The following is a 15,850-nucleotide window of genomic DNA, read 5'->3' as shown; positions in this document are numbered from 1 at the left end:
CAATACGTCGCCGTCATCTCGTGAGTTGGAGAGCACTCAAGGACGTACGGGATCGCGTCGCGGGATAAGCACACCGCCGTCAATGGTCGCGAGCAGCGGCGCACCACTGCTGTCCTTGCTCCAAACCCTACCGGCATATCGGCCTGCAAGCGGACGCCAGCCCTGCGGAACGAACTTAAAGATCCAGGCAACCGCTTCGCCCTGCATGATCTTGGCGTGGCAGGTCACCACGTCGCTCCATTCCCGCAGCTCAATGACCACCTCGCAGGGCGTCGGCGTGCCCATATCGTAGGCAGTGACCGCGGCGGCAATGTTACGACCCGCGCCGCGATCAGACAGCGCGACGACGCAGAAGAAGACTGTGAACAGCAGTGGCAGTGGATGCCAGAGCAGCAGCGCGGCAATCGCACACAGCACGGCGATGGCCAACAACCAATAGTGGAAACGAGCAATGATTCCATTCGCCAGTCCACGCCGAAACCTGGCTATCTGTTCCTCGACGGACAAGTCTCTCAACGCCACTCCTCCCGAGGCAGGCGCGCAACAAGTGCGCTCTTGACCACCAGTGCCAAGTTTGCCACGTGCCGCCCCAAGCCAGGCAAAGGTATGACGCGACCGCCTGCCGACCAGCCACAATTCGGCGTGCGCTGGATCGATCAGTTCCTGCGTTGGAGGTTGGGACACGGATCATTGGCCGGGCATGCAAGAAGCGTTGCATCATGTCCGCCGAAGTTGAAGGAGCAGTTCGTGAAGGGAAGAGCAATAAGGCTGGCCACCCCGGCCGACATCGACGCCATTTTCCACATCCGTACCAGCGTTCAAAAGAATCATCTGTCGCTTGACCAACTTGCCGAGGTGGGAATTACCCATCAGGCGATTCAACAGGCGATTCTGGAGGCTCCATGCGCCTGGGTCGCCGAGGTAGATGGCGTACCGGTTGGCTTCTCGATGGCGGATGTCGTAGACGCTTGCGTGTTTGCCGCCTTCGTCCTGCCGGAGTTCGAGGGGCTGGGCCTGGGCCGTAGCCTGATGAACAAGGCGGAGGAGTTCCTGTTCCAGCACCACCAGACGATCTGGCTGGAAACAGCTGAAGCCAGTCGCGCCAGCGGTTTCTATAGAGCCCTGGGCTGGCAGCACGTAGCGGACTTGCCGGAAGGTGATGTCCGGTTTGAAAAGCACAGGAGGTAGTCAGGGACGCCTGCGCTGCAAATCCGCAGTTCGGCGCTGAACGGCGCTGACGAAATGCCTGGGCCCGTACGCACAAAAGCCCGCATCTCTGCGGGCTTTTTCATGAATTCCGGACGTGCCTGGACGCCATGGGATCAGGCGATGGTGCCGCTTATCCGAATCGAACGGATGACCTACTGTTTACAAGACAGTTGCTCTACCAACTGAGCTAAAGCGGCAAGGCGTGTTACGTGCTGCGGTTGCGCGATGGTAGCGCTGCAACCTGGGGAAAGCCCAGCCGAGACCGGTGCTTCCCGATCCCCGCCGTGGCGGGGCGCGCCATTCTACCGCAGACGCGCGCAATCCAACGACTGTTGTTGGGCCGCAGCGGCACGCTGCTTCAGGCTGGCCGGGGTGGCGGCACCGGCGGTAGCAGTGTCCACCCACCAGCTGGGGGCGATTTCGGTGCCACTGGCGGCCAGTTTGGCCGGGAAGCCGGCGGCGGTCAGGCTGGCCAGGCGGCGTTCGGCGCCTTCGCGGTTGCGGTACTGGCCCAAGGCAACGGCATTGGCTTCCTCGCCCTGGGAGACGATGAAGTAGTCGCTGAAACCCGCCTCGACGATGCGCTTGGCCGTGGCCTGGGCCTCCTCGCGCGAGGCCGCCGGGGCGATCAGCACCCGGTAGCTGCTGGCTGCCTTGCCGGGCACTTCGCGCAGGCGCGGGCGTGCGGCATCAGCGCCCAGCGCGCTCATCGCCGCCTGCGCCTGCGCCTGCGTGGCGTAGGGACCCAGGCTGGCGCATTGCACGACGGCTGGCGGCCTGATTTCGGCGGGCTTGTTCTCGGCGGGCTTGGCCGGCTCGGGCTTGGCTTCGACCGCTGCAGTGGCTGCTGGCGGCTGTGCGGCCGGCTTGGCTTCCGCAGCTGCAGCCGGCGCAGGCGTCGCGATCAGCGCTGCAGACGCGGAAACCTCGGTTCCAGCAGCGACCGGGGCTGCTGGACCGACCTTGCCTGGCGCCGGCGAAGGAAGCACTTCCAGGCTGGCGACGCCGGGCTCGGTGGGCGCTACGACAGCGACGGGCTCAGCGCGCGGCGCCAGCCACCACAGGGCGACACCTACGTTGAGGATGGCCAGCAGGACGATAAGGAGACGGGTCAGCATGCGGTGATCCTACCGGTCACACGCGCCGTGGTGAACAGCCCAGCGTGCAAGGCCATCCAGCACCAATGCGGGTCGGTAGTCGGCGTCGGGCAGCAAGGGCAGCAACGGCAACGCGCCGCCACCATGCACCACCAATACCGGCGCACTGCCCAGCAGTAGCTGCGCCTGGCGCAGGCTGCGCTCGACCAGTGCCACGGCGGCGCCATCGCAGCCGGAGGCAAGCGCATCGGCGGTGTCGTTGGCGAACTCGGCGTAGTCACCGCCCGTGGCGGGCAGTTGCATGGCGCGCGCGTGCAGGGCTTCACGCATCACCGTTGGCGACGCACCAATGCGGCCACCACGGTGCAGGCCATCCGCGTCGATCAGATCGATGGTCAGGGCGGTGCCGACACCGACCACCAGCACCGATTGCTGTGCCGGTGCGACCGCCAACAATCCCAGGAAACGGTCCACGCCGAATTTCTCGGGGCGTGCATAGGCCACGGTCACGCCCGCACATTGCGGCAGGGTCCTGGCCACCTGCACCTTGGCGAAGCGGGCCTGCAGCATCTGCATGACTTCTTCGGTCAAGGTCGCCGAAGCAACGCTGGCTACCCAGGCGGTATCGCCTTGCGGCAGGGCTTCCAACGCGCTGGCAGTCATCGCCTCGGCGCCATGCGCCCAGGCCTGCACGCTACCGGCGCGAGTACCGTGCAACGGTGCGAATTTGAAACGCGAATTACCCAGGTCAAACAACCAATCGCTCATGCCGCCCTCACGCTGACTTCGCCGGCATGGAAACAGGTTTCCCGCCCATCAATCTCCACCTGCAATGCGCCGTCCTCGGCCAGCCCACAGGCCACGCCATCGTGCAGTACACCGGCCTCCTCCACCCGCACCGCGCGGCCCTGCAGTACATCCATGGTCGCGTAGCGTGGCAGGAACGGCGCCAGGCCATGCTGCTCGAACTGTTCCAGTGCCGGCAGCAGCGAAGCCAGCAAGGCCGCCGCCACGGTGTTGCGCGATACCTGGGCACCAGCCAGCGTATCCAGATCGGTCCAGGGCTGGCTGATGTCGGCAGCGCTGGCCTGCGGCATGCGTACGTTCAAACCCAGTCCGATCACCGCCCGCGCCGGCCCGGCGAATTCGCCACCGCCTTCGACCAGCAGGCCACCGAGCTTATGGCCGTCCACGACCACGTCATTGGGCCATTTCAACCCGGCATGCTTGAAACCCAGCGCATGCAGCGCCTCCACCACCGCCACGCCGACCGCCAGGCTCAGCCCGCCCATCCGCGACAGGCCGCCGCCGAAGCCGCGCGACAGTGAAAGATAGATGTGTGCGGCCAGCGGCGAGGCCCAATGGCGGCCGCGACGGCCGCGGCCTCCGGTCTGGCGTTCGGCCAGCAGCACCGCGGTTCCGCGCTCAGGCGCGCTGCGCTGCAGCAATTCGGTGTTGGTCGAGCTCAAAGTCCACGCTGTTTCCAACCCGGACAGCAGCGGCAGTACCGCCGCCGGCAGGGCTGTGCGGATCTGTTGCGGGTCCAGCAATTCCAGCGGCTGGGCCAGCCGATAGCCGTCGCCAGCGCGCCCTTCGATCACCACGCCAGCAGCGCGCAGCCCTTGAATACGCTTCCAGACGGCCGCCCGGGTCAATCCCAGCTCACGCGCCAGCGCATCGCCGGACAACGCCCCGGCACCCAGCTTGGCCAGCAATTGGCGGTCATCCACAGCAGCTTCCTCACAACAGACCGGGAAATTATGCGGCAAGGCCCGGGGAGCGCCCAGCGTCGGCTCCCAATTCCGGAGAAAAAGCAGGCTAGAATCGGAAATTCGCCCGCCCTTGGATGTTGACGATGCGCCACCTCGCTCATTGCCTGATCCTGCTGCTGGCGCCGGTTGCAGCGCAGGCTTCGGACGCGCTCGGCGGCGCTGGCCAAAGTGCGTGCAGCTACGCGCCGGCCGAAGTGGAGCGGGTGGCGGCCCCGGCCGCCGCGGTTGGCATCGCCAACGCCCCGCCGGCCACCCCGGCCCCGGCCAAGACCGCTACCCCGCGTGCTGCTGCCGGTGGTGGAAGCGATGAGGATCTGCTGCCGCGCCTGCGCGCACCGCGCTGGCACCGCTTGTTGCCCGGGATGTTCCGCTGATCCAGTCGTTGCTGCGCTGGTGGCAGCGCACGCCGCCTCCACTTGATGACGCACTCTGGCAGCAGACCTGCCGGCACTGCCTGTGGTTGTCCACGTTGTCCGCCGAGCGCGAGCGCAAGCTGCGGGCGCTGGTGGAGCTGTTCCTGCAGCGCAAGACCATCACCCCGGTTGCCGGGCTGGAGCTGGATGCCGGCCAGCGCATGCTGCTGGCAGCGCTGTGCTGCCTGCCGCTGATCGAGTTCGGTCGCGAAGGCCTGCATGGCTGGTCGGAACTGGTGGTCTACCCGGATGCATTCCGCGTGCGCCAGACCCATACCGATGCGGCCGGGGTATTGCACGAGTGGGACGACGAGCTGATCGGCGAGGCCTGGGGCAGCGGCCCACTGATCCTGTCGTGGGCCGATGTGCAGGCTGACATCGCCGATCCGCAGGCCGGCTTCTGCGTGGCCGTGCATGAGATGGCGCACAAGATCGATGCGCTGGATGGCGCCATCGATGGCACACCGCCACTGCCGCGCGAATGGCAGCGGCAATGGGCGCGGGATTTCCAGCAGGCCTATGACGCGTTCTGCGCGCAGGTGGATGCGGAGGTCGAAACCGTGATTGACCCCTATGCGGCGGAAGCGCCAGAGGAGTTTTTTGCGGTAGTCAGCGAGTACCACTTCTCTGCGCCGGACCTGCTGGCGGAGACAATGCCGGCGGTGGCCGCGCATCTGCGGCGGTTTTATGGGCCGGTTGAGGCTGCGCTGCGGTAGAGCGAGAGCAGGATCAAAAGCGAACCCCTCCCCGGCCCTCCCCTACGCACTGCGTGCGCAAGGGAGGGAGCAGGCTTCGCCCCCTCCCTTTGGCGCAGCCAAGGGGAGGGTTGGGGAGGGGTCGGTTTTTGACTTTGGTTTCAGCTCAAGCGCAAGAAGCACCAAGAACACGCACGCGGCCGGCAATTCCCAGGTCTGTTCCGGAACTAGATACCCGGCGGCAAGGTCACTTCAAAACGGGCGCCGCCCAGCTCTTCCGAACGCTTGACCTGCAGTTCACCGCGATAGGCCTTGATCAGGTCCTGCACGATCGACAGACCAATGCCGTGGCCCTGCACGCGCTCATCGCCGCGCACGCCACGCTGCAGCACCTTGGCGATATTGTCCTCGGCAATGCCCGGGCCATCATCGTCCACTGCCAACGCCAGGCCTGCGCGCTTGCCATTGCCAGCGGTGATCGGCTTGGCGGTCAGCAGCACGCGTCGGTTGGCCCACTTGAAGGCGTTCTCCAACAGGTTGCCCAGCAGTTCCTGCAGGTCGCCCGGCTCGCCGTAGAAGTTCACCCCCGGCGCCACCTCGAACTCGCAGAACACGCCCTTGGCGGCGTAGACCTTCTCCAGCCCGCGCACGATTTCCTCGGCGGTGGTTTCGATCGGCACCGGCGCGGAGAACAGCTTGTGCCCGGACGATGCTGCGCGTGCCAGCTGGTAGGACACCAGGTTGTTCATGCGCTGCAACTGTACGCCCACTTCCTCGCGCAGCTCGCTCTCATTGCTGGTACCGCTTTCCAACTCGTTGCGCAGCACCGCCAGCGGTGTCTTCAGGCTGTGCGCCAGATCGGCCAGGGTATTGCGCTGGCGCTCCAGGTTCTCGCGCTCGCTCTCGATGAAGGCGTTGATGCTTTCGGTCAGCGGCTCCAGCTCGCGCGGATGCAATTCGCTCATGCGTTCGCGTTCGCCGCGCTGCACGCGGGTCAGTTCGTTGATCACGCGCTTGAGCGGACGCAGGCTCCACTGCAGCACCAGGGTCTGCAGCAACAACAGGATCAGGCCGGTAACGCCCAGCCAGAACCACACCGCCGCACGGAAACTGCGCAGCTGCATGCCCAGCGCGCGCGAATCCTCAAGCACATAGATGGTGTACGGAAACTCGGATTCGGGCGCGCCATCGCCGCCCCATACCAGGCCCATGCCGTAGCGATAGACCTCGCCGGGCGCGCCGTCGATCTGGGTGATGGGCAAGGGGCCTTCGAACACTTCCTCACGCGGCTTGAGCGTGCGCTCGCTCACGTCCGGCAGCATCGGGCCTTCGGCCGACATCGAGTTGGCGACATGGCCGGGCATCACCACCTGCAGGTACAGGCCGCTGCCGGGCACATCAAAACGGGGATCCGGTGGCTGTTCGCGGATGTACAGCGAGCCATCACGGGTGAAATCGATGCCACCGGCATAGGCGGTGGCGTAGTTCTTCAGGCGCTCGCTGAGGTTGTCACGCGCGGTCTGGCCAAAGGCCGCATCCAGCGCGTAACCGGCCAGGGCCAGGAAGGCCACCAAGCCTACCGACGCCGCCAACAGCTGGCGGGCCTGCAGGGAGCGGGGCCGCCAACGCTTCAATAGCCACTGACGGCCCGTCATCACGCTCTACCCCTTGGCGGGGCTCAGCCCTCGTTGCGCGGAATCGCGAAGCGGTAGCCGCGACCACGCACGGTTTCGATCGGCTTGAGCTCGCCGTCCGGGTCCAGCTTCTTGCGCAGGCGGCCGATGAACACTTCCAGCACGTTCGAGTCGCGGTCGAAATCCTGCTGGTAGATGTGCTCGGTCAGGTCGGCCTTGGAGACCAGCTCACCGGCATGCATCATCAGGTATTCCAGCACCTTGTACTCGTAGCTGGTCAGGTCGACATTGCTGCCGGCCACGCTCACCGTCTGGGCTGCCAGATCCAGCGCCACCGGGCCACATTCCAGGGTCGGCTTGGACCAGCCAGCGGCGCGGCGCAGCAGCGCGTTGACGCGGGCCAGCAGCTCTTCCACATGGAACGGCTTGACCAGGTAGTCATCGGCACCCTGCTTCAGGCCCTCGACCTTGTCCTGCCAGCTGGAACGTGCGGTCAGGATCAGCACCGGGAATTTCTTGCCCTCGTCACGCAGCGCGCGGATCAGCTCCATGCCCGACATCTTGGGCAGGCCCAGATCGATGATGCCCACGTCGAACGGCACTTCGCGGCCCATATACAGGCCTTCCTCGCCATCCTGAGCGGCATCCACGGCAAAACCTTCGCGCTTGAGGCGGGCCGCAAGGGTTTCCCGCAGCGGGGCTTCGTCTTCAACCAGAAGGATACGCATGAACTCTCCCTAGTACTTTGGGCCGGCCAAGCGGCCAGCGTGTGTATTCAAAACCCACAACCACTATCGCTGTTCAGGAGTTATCGCCGCGTGGTGGCAGCTCCGCCCGCTGGTCGCGCGGGTGGTCTCGTGAAGGCGAAGGGTCGTCCATGTAGCGTACGCGCCCACGGTCATCCATGTATTTGACACGATTGATGTCGCGGCCGTCATACGGCACGCGCTCGGCGCCAAGAATGCGCCCACCGGTCTCGCGTTGCACGCGCCGCACGGCATCGGACAGCGAGCGGTCTGCACCGCCCTGACGGCCCGCGCGCGCAACGCGCTCACCGCCGTCCATGCCACGGGCGTGCTCGCCCCGCGATTGTTGCGGCTGCTGCGCCGACGCCACGACCACGCCCGGACCGGCCACGACCAACGTGGCAATCAGGGCGACCAGCAGACGACGACGGGAAAGCGAATGCATGGGACAGATCCTAGCGGACGGCGAGGCAACGTTCAAAATTCGTAAACCACGACCCCTGAAAATTTCCCCGAGGCCTTACGAAATCGAGCCAAATTCTTGATTTTTAGGGGTGAATCCGATCTGAACCCGTCCCCTCGCCCTGCCTACTCGTTCAGCAAGCTGACCGAACATGTCCTGCGGCGCCGCCTCCATCGACCGCTCAGGCAACCCGTGCGGCCTGCTGGCGGGTGACCTCCAATGCCTGCTCGACCAGTGCCCAATCGGCACCCGGCCGGTGCGCGCCCTCGCTGAGCACCTGGCGGAAACCGCGTCCACCCGGCTGGCCATGGAACAGGCCGAGCACGTGGCGGGTGATGTGCTTCAAGGCCAGGCCGGCAGCCAGCTGTGCCTCGACATAGGGCCGCAGCGCAACCAGCAGTTCCTCGCGGCCGCGCAGCGGCTGCCCGGTCTGCGCGCAGTCCAGGGCATGCAGCACGTAGGGGTCGTGATAGGCCGCGCGGCCGAGCATCACCCCGTCCATGTGCTGCATGTGCTGCTGTGCGGCCTCGACCGTGGCGATGCCACCGTTGATCACCAACGGCAGCGTCGGACGCTCACGCTTGAGCTGGTAGGCCCATTCATAGCGGAGCGGCGGGATCTCGCGGTTTTCCTTGGGCGACAAGCCCTTGAGCCAGGCATTGCGGGCATGCACCACCACCATCGCGGCGCCGGCCTGGACCTGCCGATCCACAAAACCGGCAAACACGTCGTAGTCCTTGTCCTCGTCCACACCCAGGCGGCATTTGACCGTGATCGGGATATCCACCGCCGCCACCATCGCCGCGACGCATTCAGCAACCAATTCAGGTTCACGCATCAGGCAGGCACCGAAGCGCCCGGCCTGGACCCGGTCAGACGGGCAGCCACAATTGAGGTTGACCTCGTCATAGCCCCAGTCAGCGGCGATCCGCGCGGCCTGCGCCAGCGCATCCGGATCACTGCCACCCAACTGCAGGGCCAGTGGCTGCTCGACCGGGTTGAAGCCGATAAGCCGCTCGCGGTCGCCATGGATCACCGCATTGGCATGCACCATCTCGGTATACAGCCGCGCGCCCGGCGCCAACAGCCGGTGGAACACCCGGCAATGCCGGTCCGTCCAGTCCATCATCGGGGCAACGGACAGGCGCAGGGAGTCGGCGTAGCGGGTGGCAGGCGAGGCGGAAAGCTGGGACATGATCGGATCGAAAGTCAGGTGGCTGTGCGGCCTCAACGGGCGCCAGCGGGGAACTCGGGCTGCAAAGAGTAAACGACCGGGCTGAACCCCGCCGGTCCACGATCGCTGCAGCCAGCCGGCGAAAGCCAAGGGGACCCTCCACACGCCAGCTCATGCAGGATGCCAGGGCCGCAGCCTGACAGCCGGTCGTCCAGCGCTCTTACCCCGCCCATGGGCCGCCGCAGGGGGCGCGGCTGCACCATTTGCAGGGGATATGGCCCAGCGGTTCAGCGCACTCTTACGGTCTGCGGCGATAACAGGCGGGTAAACGTCACCGATCACAGCACGAGCCGTCCCTTGGATACTGCCACCGCTCCCCGTTCCGACCTGCTGGCCGGGCTTTCCGACGCCCAACGCGACAGCCTGCTTGCCCGGATGCGGCGACTGCAGCTGCGCAAGGGCGAGCACCTGGTGCGCCAGGGCGAGGCCGCCAATCATGTCTACTACGTGCTGCGCGGGCGCTTTGAGGTTCTGCTCGGTGGCCGTCACCTGGTGGCCGAGATCGGTGCGGGTGAACCGGTCGGCGAGATCGCCTTCTTTGGTGGCCTGCCGCGTACCGCCGATGTGGTCGCCAGCCGCGACTCGGAGGTATTGGAGCTCAGCCGCGACAGCTTTGAGCATGTATCGGCGGCGCAGCCGGATTTCACCCAGTCGATCCTGCGCATCCTTGGCCGACGCCTGGCCGCCACCACCTCGGCGGCGGCGGCGATGGCCCCCCGCATCGCCGATGCCATCGGACTGTGCCCGGCCGGCAGCGCCCCCATCCCGGCGCAGCTGGTCGAACAACTGCTGCAGGCCTTGCAGGCCAGTGGCACCGCCGCCAGCGCCCTGCGTGCACGCGACCTGCCCGCCGACGTCGTCGCCGACAACGAGCAGCAGCTCTCGCAGTGGCTGGGCCTGCAGGAACACGCCGGCAACAAACTGGTGCTGGTCGCCGGCGATGGCAATGACGTCTGGGACCGCGCCGCGCTGCGCCACTGTGACCAGTTGCTGCTATGCGGCCGCCAGGACCTGGCGGAGGCCGGCCCGGTACCGCTGAGTGCGCTGGAAGCCTATGCCCTGCCCCTGTTCCGGCCGCGCCAGGTCGGCCTGCTGCTATGGCGCGAACAGGCCGGCGATGCCATCCGCCACACCCGTCATTGGCTGCAGGATCGGCCACTGCACTTGCACCATCATCTGGCATTGCAGCAACCACGCGACTACGCACGGGTGGCGCGGCTGCTGACCGGACGCGGGCTGGGTGCGGTACTGGGCGGCGGCGGTGCATTGGGTGCCGGCCATATCGGCACCTTGCGGGCGCTGTCCGAGGCCGGCATCGAACTGGACATCATCGGCGGCACTTCGATTGGCTCGGTGGTCGGCCACGCTTACGCCGCCGGCCAGGACGCCGCGGCGATGATGCAGGACTACGAGCAGTTCTTCCTGCGCAACAAGGCGCTGGGGCGCTTCACCCTGCCCTGGTACAGCCTGCTCGACCACCGCCACCTGGATGCCTGCATGCAGGCACAGCTCGGCGATGCACGCCTGGAAGACCTGCCGCTGAACTACTTCGCGGTGGGGGCCAACCTGTCCACCAACGAGTTGGAAGTGGTGCGCCACGGCCTGACCTGGCAGGCACTGCGCATTTCCACCGCCATCCCGGTGGCGCTGCCGCCGTGGATCAACGAACAAGGACAGGTGCTGGTCGATGGCGGGGTGATGAACAACGTGCCGATCTCGGTGATGCGCGCCATCAAGAGCGGGCCCAACATCGTGTCGATGCTGTCGCCGGGCAACGAGTGGCGGGTGCGGAGTGCCTACGGCAACGTACCATCGCGCCTGTCACTGGCCTGGCAGCTGCTGCGCGGGCGACGCAGGGGCGATGACTTCCCGCGTATTGGTGAGGTGGCGGCGCGTTCGATGCAGATCACCTCCGGGCGCATGCTGCGCGGCACCGGTCTTGGCAGCGACCTGCTGCTGAAACCACCCACCGTCCCGGGCATGGGCCTGCTCGCCTTCAAGCTGGGCCGTGCGCAGGAACAGGCCGGTTATGAATACACGCTGCGTTTCCTCGACAAGGCCGGCGGCCTGGACGGCATCAACGCCTGGCGCCGCGGCGAAGTGATGCCCGGCTTCGAGGATTGATGCCGCGCAAGGCACGCGATCAGGGCAAGGGGCCGAACACCAGCAGCAAGGCCACCCACACAAATTTGCAGACGATGTGCAGCAGCTGGTCGACGTTGTAGCTGATGCGATGGCCGCACTTGAGGTCATCGATCAAAGCATGTGCCAGCGCCTCGAACAGGCCCAGCAACATGCTGCCGGTGACCCAGCCCACTACCCCACCGTGGATCACCGCATGCGCGCCCAATGCCTGGTACCACGGCACCCCGGCCAGCGGCGCGAAGCGGTTCTTGGCCCTGGACAGAAACTCGCCCTGCAACGGGTAATCCGCCAATGCATGGCCGACGATCAACAACACAAACGTGGTCAACGACGGAATCAGGGACATGTGCCGATTGGGTTCAGGTCAGGGGTTGAGTCTGGCACTACTTGGAGGTCGCCGTGAAGATGCCATCCCATTGCGTCGGCGGATGTTTGATCAACTGCTCAAGTCGCTGCAGATAAAGCATGTGCAACTGCGTAAGCAGCTGCAGTTCGTACTGCGCCTGCAGTGCGCCGAGCGCACGCAGCGCAGCACCGAAATCCCCGCAGCGATACAGACCAAGAACCTGTGCGTGGGCCTGTGCCAGCGCCTGGAAATCCGCCTGCTGCGCAAACTGCGCATCGCCAAGCAAGGCAAACAGCTGCACCGGTTCAGTGCGTCCCACCACCCGCACCCGATCCACTTCCAGATAGGCCAGATCGGCAGCCTCGACGCGCACCGCATCGGTCACCATCACGGTGACGCCGTAGTACTTGGTCAGCCCTTCCACGCGCGAGGCGAGGTTGACGGTGTCACCAATGGCCGAATAGGAGAACCGCTGCTGCGAACCCAGGTTGCCGACGCAGGCATCGCCCAGGTTCAAACCCACACCGATGCGCAATGCGCTGCCGCGTTCGCGATTGAGCGCCTCCACCGCAGCCACCATGCCCAGCGCCGCCAGGCAGGCCTTGCGTGGATGCGCGGCGATGTCGACCGGTGCATTCCAGAACGCCATGATCGCGTCGCCGATGTACTTGTCGATGGTCGCTTCATGCGCCAGCAACACATCGGTCATCGGCGTCAGGAAGTCATTGAGCAACGCGGTCAATGCATCCGGGCTGAGATTCTCCGACAACGAGGTGAATCCGCGGATATCAGAGAAAAGCACGGTGATCCGCCGCGTCTGGCCACCAAGCTGCAGGGCCTGCGCATCGTGCGACAGTCGCTCGACCAGCGCAGGTGACAGGTAGCGCGCAAATGCCGAACGCACGAAACGCTTCTCTCGGTTACCGGCAAACAGCAATGCCGGCAGCATGCTGACAAACACCGCCAGCAGGCATAGCAGTGCCGGCACCGGATCCAGCAACCAGGCGTGCCGGGTATACGCCCACCACGCCATGCCGAGCACACCGGCCAGCAACAGCAGAAAGACCAGCGAAGAAAGCAGCGGCCGTGCACCCGCCAGCACCAGCAACAACAGCACACTGCTGACGATGGCAACCAGCACTTCCGCGCCGCGCGCCCAATCCGGGCGCTGCAGGGATTGTTGATTCAAGGCCTGGTCGATCAGCTCGGCATGCACATTGACGCCGGGTTCGGCCGCCGCCAGCGGCGTGGCAACGATGTCGCGCAGGCCGATGGCCGAGGTGCCGACCAGCACAACACGGCCCTCCACCTTGTCCGACCATGCCGCCGCATCACCCTGCAACAGCTGCCATGCCGGAATCACCGTCATATGCGGCATGCCCGAATAATGGACGCGAAAGCGGCCATCGGCGGCGGCTGGCAACTCCAGCATGCCGACCTTCACTGCAGTCAGCGCAAGCGGGCCAGCGGCGCTTTCACCGCTGGCATCACTGGAGCGCAGCACCAGGCCGGTTGCGCCCTGCGCGACGCGCAGGGCTTCCACGCCCAGACCGGGATAGAGCTGACCATTGGCGGACGCCAGCAACGGCATCGCACGGATGATGTTGTCGTGTGCCGGCGGAAACGAAAAGCTGCCGATGCCGGTGGCCGCCGCGCTCAACGCCGGCAGATTGGACAACCCGCCTTCGAAAGCGGGCAGATAGCGGCGCGGGTCGCTGCCGGCGAACGACAGCCCGGCCAGCGGCGGCGACAATGCGCGCCCGGTTTCGCTCGACAGCGCAACCCCCATCACCACCGGGTTGCGCTCGATGGCCTCGGCGAACACGCGATCATTGTCCAACGGCGCGCCATCCGGCACCTGGACGCCGATGCCCTGCGCCTGCAGGCGCTGCAGCTGTGTTCCCAGCGAAGTACGGTCCGGTTCGGTGAACACCATGTCGAAGGCAATGACCGCCGCACCAAGACTGCCGACGGTATCGACCAGCTGTCCCATCTGATCGCGCGGCCACGGCCATTGCCCAACCCGCGCCAGCGATGCCTCATCGATGTCCACCACCAGCACGCCCGGATCAGGCGTGGCCGCACGCGGGGCGGCGCGCTGGAAACTGTCGAACAGCAGATCAGCCTGCCGCGACAGACCATCGCGGAACGCGGTGTCGATCAGCAATGCCAGCAACAACACCGCCACCCCACCGAGCAGCAGCCTGGCGCGGCGCGGTCGCGCTGGCGTTGCCTTGCGACGGCTCGACGACAGCGCGCTCACGGGGCGCCGGAAGCAGGCGTCTCACTGGTTTTCTTGCCAGCGAAGATGCCGGTGGCCGACCAGTTCGTTCCGCCTTCCTCACGCACATCGAAGGTGCCCAGCATCGCCGCGGTGTTGTCCGTGCCGTCCGAGGCGAAGCCAGCGGTGTAGCGGCCGAAATAAGGCGCGGCCATGGTGGACTCGATGGTTCCCGAGATCGCGTTGTCCGGCATGCCGGAAGCGGCCGAACCCAGGTCAAAGCTGCTGCCGAAACTGTGCCCATCGAAATTGGCGATGTTCAAGCTGCCGGTGCCGGCGGCAAAGTTCACTGTCGCGGTGAAATCCCCGGTCAAACCGTCGACGACCTGGTCATCACGATAAGCCGCACCGATCACCATGCCCGAATAGGAGGCAACGATGTTGGTCGGCAGCTCGGCCAGCGGGGTCAGCTTGCCGATGATCCAGTAACCGTTCTGTGCGACGTTCGGCGGCACATCCTCGCCCGGCATGCCCGGCTGGGTTCCCGGTACATTGATCGCCTCCCAATGTCCCCAGCTCAGGTAATCGCAGCTGCAGAGCAGGTCCGGGCTTCCGTCCACGCGCAGGCTGCCTTGGTTGCTTTCGAACTCATAGCTGCGGTCATGCAGATAGTCACCCGCACCTGACAGGGAGGCACCGTTCCAGGACTCCGGCGCAATGCTGGCGGTGAAGGTACCGGCGGCAGCATCGAACTGGAAGCTCGCGGTGCTTGTGGACACTGCCGTGTTGCCGGCATAGGCAGAGGCGAAGCCTTGCATGATGCCGTTCAGCGTCTTGGGCAAGTCCGGTTCTACTGGTTCTACCGGTTCTACCGGTTCTACCGGTTCTACTGGTTCTACTGGTTCTACTGGTTCTACTGGTTCTACCGGTTCTACCGGTTCTACCGGTTCTACCGGTTCTACTGGTTCTACTGGTTCTACTGGTTCTACTGGTTCTACCGGGTCTACCGGACCTACAGGGTCGACCGGCGTCACCGGATCCGGCGGTGTGGCGCGGCTCTCAAGCTCTGTCTCGAGCTGCGATTGCCCGGGGCTGTCGCCCTGCGCAGCAGGCAGCAATGCCGAAGGCCCCTGCCCCGGCACAACACCGGGCACACCCAGCGCCGGCCCCATCGGAGCGCCGCTGAACCCGGCACGCGCGTTTGGCTGTGCCTCCAGCCCACCGACATTCTGGTCCTCACCCTGCGCCGCTGGCAGCGCCGCCGCCGGATCAACCGGCGCACCGCCGCCATTGTTGATCAAGGCACCATCGCCGTTGGAACTGAAGCCCGTACCCGGTTGGTGCAGCACCACCGCCGGTCCCTGCGCCGGTTCGAAGCGTGCCTCATCGCCAAACTCGAACTGCCCGATGGCACTGCCTGCACAACCGGCCGCCGCATCATCCACGCACAAACCCAGAATGCCGCCACGGATGCCGGCCACGCCGACCGGCGTCTTGATCTTCACTCCATCCGCGCTCTTGGACGCCGCACCGCCAATGAAACGCATAACCCCGCGCGACATGCTGCCAGCCAGCTGCGCCGTTCCCCGCTCGGGGTTGTAGACGAATTGATCGATCACCAACGACGAACGCGGGCCGATGGTGAAACTGGAACCGTCCACCAGCAGCACCTGCACCACGCCCTTGGCGTCGGTCTGGAAGCGCTGGTTGCGCAACACGTTGTCGCCCAGTCGCACCACCCGCGGTGCCGTCGAACCGAAGTAACTCTGGGCATCCGGCGCGACCGCCGCCGCAGTGCCCACTTTCTCGGCCGAGGCCGGCGCCACCGCAAGCAACAGGCCCGCAATTACCGCTACCGGTAGATGGATACGCATC

General features: G+C 65.7%; 15 protein-coding genes and 1 tRNA gene. 4 read left to right on the top strand and 12 right to left on the bottom strand.

Annotated elements, in window-relative coordinates; translation table 11 throughout:
- Positions 1–36: 36 nt before the first annotated feature.
- Positions 37–507 carry a hypothetical protein gene (locus tag AC1VXC_RS06970; RefSeq protein ID WP_313494075.1) on the bottom strand — a complete coding sequence of 157 codons (471 nt, stop codon included), beginning with the start codon at positions 505–507 and terminating at the stop codon, positions 37–39.
- A gap of 99 nt (positions 508–606) precedes the next feature.
- Between AC1VXC_RS06970 and AC1VXC_RS06965 the strand changes: the two genes are divergently transcribed.
- Positions 607–1,188, top strand: coding sequence for an N-acetyltransferase family protein (locus AC1VXC_RS06965; protein ID WP_481538167.1), 582 nt, complete (start codon positions 607–609; stop codon positions 1,186–1,188).
- A gap of 142 nt (positions 1,189–1,330) precedes the next feature.
- On the opposite strand, the gene AC1VXC_RS06960 is transcribed toward AC1VXC_RS06965, so the two are convergent.
- The 4 genes from AC1VXC_RS06960 to birA all read right to left on the bottom strand — a co-directional run bounded on the left by AC1VXC_RS06960 (position 1,331) and on the right by birA (position 4,036).
- Positions 1,331–1,406 (bottom strand) — tRNA-Thr (locus AC1VXC_RS06960).
- A 105-nt stretch (positions 1,407–1,511) separates the two neighbouring features.
- Entirely contained in the window at positions 1,512–2,327 is an 816-nt protein-coding gene (locus AC1VXC_RS06955) for an SPOR domain-containing protein (RefSeq protein ID WP_481538168.1), read from the bottom strand.
- 9 nt (positions 2,328–2,336) lie between these two features.
- A complete protein-coding gene (locus tag AC1VXC_RS06950; RefSeq protein WP_481538169.1) occupies positions 2,337–3,074 on the bottom strand; it encodes a type III pantothenate kinase in 738 nt (245 codons plus the stop codon).
- The gene (gene birA, locus AC1VXC_RS06945; protein WP_481538170.1) at positions 3,071–4,036 is read right to left on the bottom strand and encodes a bifunctional biotin--[acetyl-CoA-carboxylase] ligase/biotin operon repressor BirA; all 966 of its coding nucleotides are present in this window, start codon (positions 4,034–4,036) and stop codon (positions 3,071–3,073) included. Before birA ends, AC1VXC_RS06950 begins: the two co-directional genes overlap by 4 nt.
- Before the next feature lie 125 nt (positions 4,037–4,161).
- Here birA and AC1VXC_RS06940 point away from each other — a divergent pair, with 125 nt between their 5' ends.
- Both AC1VXC_RS06940 and AC1VXC_RS06935 read left to right on the top strand, forming a co-directional pair.
- A complete protein-coding gene (locus tag AC1VXC_RS06940; protein WP_481527431.1) occupies positions 4,162–4,452 on the top strand; it encodes a hypothetical protein in 291 nt (96 codons plus the stop codon).
- Positions 4,419–5,207, top strand: coding sequence for a M90 family metallopeptidase (locus AC1VXC_RS06935; RefSeq protein WP_481538182.1), 789 nt, complete (start codon positions 4,419–4,421; stop codon positions 5,205–5,207). The genes AC1VXC_RS06940 and AC1VXC_RS06935 overlap by 34 nt, the downstream gene beginning before the upstream one ends.
- A 206-nt stretch (positions 5,208–5,413) precedes the next feature.
- Here the strand turns inward: AC1VXC_RS06935 and AC1VXC_RS06930 are convergent, their stop codons facing one another.
- From AC1VXC_RS06930 to dusA, 4 genes are all read right to left on the bottom strand, one after another.
- Positions 5,414–6,841, bottom strand: a complete 1,428-nt coding sequence (locus AC1VXC_RS06930; RefSeq protein ID WP_481538171.1) for an ATP-binding protein — start codon at positions 6,839–6,841, stop codon at positions 5,414–5,416.
- A gap of 23 nt (positions 6,842–6,864) precedes the next feature.
- Complete coding sequence (locus tag AC1VXC_RS06925; RefSeq protein WP_057627010.1) at positions 6,865–7,548, bottom strand: response regulator transcription factor; 684 nt, start codon at positions 7,546–7,548, stop codon at positions 6,865–6,867.
- Positions 7,549–7,621: 73 nt separating this feature from the next.
- Entirely contained in the window at positions 7,622–8,011 is a 390-nt protein-coding gene (locus AC1VXC_RS06920) for a PepSY domain-containing protein (protein ID WP_313171218.1), read from the bottom strand.
- A 199-nt stretch (positions 8,012–8,210) separates the two neighbouring features.
- On the bottom strand, positions 8,211–9,224 hold the full coding sequence (gene dusA, locus AC1VXC_RS06915; protein ID WP_481538172.1) for a tRNA dihydrouridine(20/20a) synthase DusA: 1,014 nt from the start codon (positions 9,222–9,224) through the stop codon (positions 8,211–8,213).
- Positions 9,225–9,560: 336 nt separating this feature from the next.
- On the opposite strand from dusA, the gene AC1VXC_RS06910 reads away from it, so the two are divergent.
- Positions 9,561–11,387 carry a cyclic nucleotide-binding and patatin-like phospholipase domain-containing protein gene (locus tag AC1VXC_RS06910; RefSeq protein WP_481538173.1) on the top strand — a complete coding sequence of 609 codons (1,827 nt, stop codon included), beginning with the start codon at positions 9,561–9,563 and terminating at the stop codon, positions 11,385–11,387.
- Positions 11,388–11,406: 19 nt separating this feature from the next.
- Here the strand turns inward: AC1VXC_RS06910 and AC1VXC_RS06905 are convergent, their stop codons facing one another.
- The 3 genes from AC1VXC_RS06905 to AC1VXC_RS06895 are packed head-to-tail and all read right to left on the bottom strand — an operon-like array spanning position 11,407 to position 15,849.
- Positions 11,407–11,754, bottom strand: a complete 348-nt coding sequence (locus AC1VXC_RS06905) for a DUF3307 domain-containing protein (protein WP_313493702.1) — start codon at positions 11,752–11,754, stop codon at positions 11,407–11,409.
- A gap of 37 nt (positions 11,755–11,791) precedes the next feature.
- Positions 11,792–14,017, bottom strand: coding sequence for a CHASE2 domain-containing protein (locus AC1VXC_RS06900; RefSeq protein WP_481538174.1), 2,226 nt, complete (start codon positions 14,015–14,017; stop codon positions 11,792–11,794).
- Positions 14,014–15,849: a FecR family protein gene (locus AC1VXC_RS06895; protein ID WP_482995022.1), complete on the bottom strand. Its 1,836-nt coding sequence runs from the start codon at positions 15,847–15,849 to the stop codon at positions 14,014–14,016. Before AC1VXC_RS06895 ends, AC1VXC_RS06900 begins: the two co-directional genes overlap by 4 nt.
- Position 15,850 lies beyond the last annotated feature (1 nt).

It is taken from the genome of Stenotrophomonas sp. STEN033 (assembly GCF_056856655.1).
The sequence above is the reverse complement of the archived record's forward strand: the minus strand, read 5'-3'. Positions and strand labels throughout refer to the sequence as shown.

Coding starts and splice junctions, on each gene's coding strand:
- AC1VXC_RS06905 (WP_313493702.1), bottom strand. CDS start 11,754: ATGTCCCTGATTCCGTCGTTGACCACGTTTGTGTTGTTGATCGTCGGC.
- AC1VXC_RS06925 (WP_057627010.1), bottom strand. CDS start 7,548: ATGCGTATCCTTCTGGTTGAAGACGAAGCCCCGCTGCGGGAAACCCTT.
- AC1VXC_RS06950 (WP_481538169.1), bottom strand. CDS start 3,074: ATGAGCGATTGGTTGTTTGACCTGGGTAATTCGCGTTTCAAATTCGCA.
- AC1VXC_RS06920 (WP_313171218.1), bottom strand. CDS start 8,011: ATGCATTCGCTTTCCCGTCGTCGTCTGCTGGTCGCCCTGATTGCCACG.
- AC1VXC_RS06955 (WP_481538168.1), bottom strand. CDS start 2,327: ATGCTGACCCGTCTCCTTATCGTCCTGCTGGCCATCCTCAACGTAGGT.
- AC1VXC_RS06930 (WP_481538171.1), bottom strand. CDS start 6,841: ATGACGGGCCGTCAGTGGCTATTGAAGCGTTGGCGGCCCCGCTCCCTG.
- AC1VXC_RS06940 (WP_481527431.1), top strand. CDS start 4,162: ATGCGCCACCTCGCTCATTGCCTGATCCTGCTGCTGGCGCCGGTTGCA.
- AC1VXC_RS06965 (WP_481538167.1), top strand. CDS start 607: ATGACGCGACCGCCTGCCGACCAGCCACAATTCGGCGTGCGCTGGATC.
- AC1VXC_RS06895 (WP_482995022.1), bottom strand. CDS start 15,849: ATGCGTATCCATCTACCGGTAGCGGTAATTGCGGGCCTGTTGCTTGCG.
- dusA (WP_481538172.1), bottom strand. CDS start 9,224: ATGTCCCAGCTTTCCGCCTCGCCTGCCACCCGCTACGCCGACTCCCTG.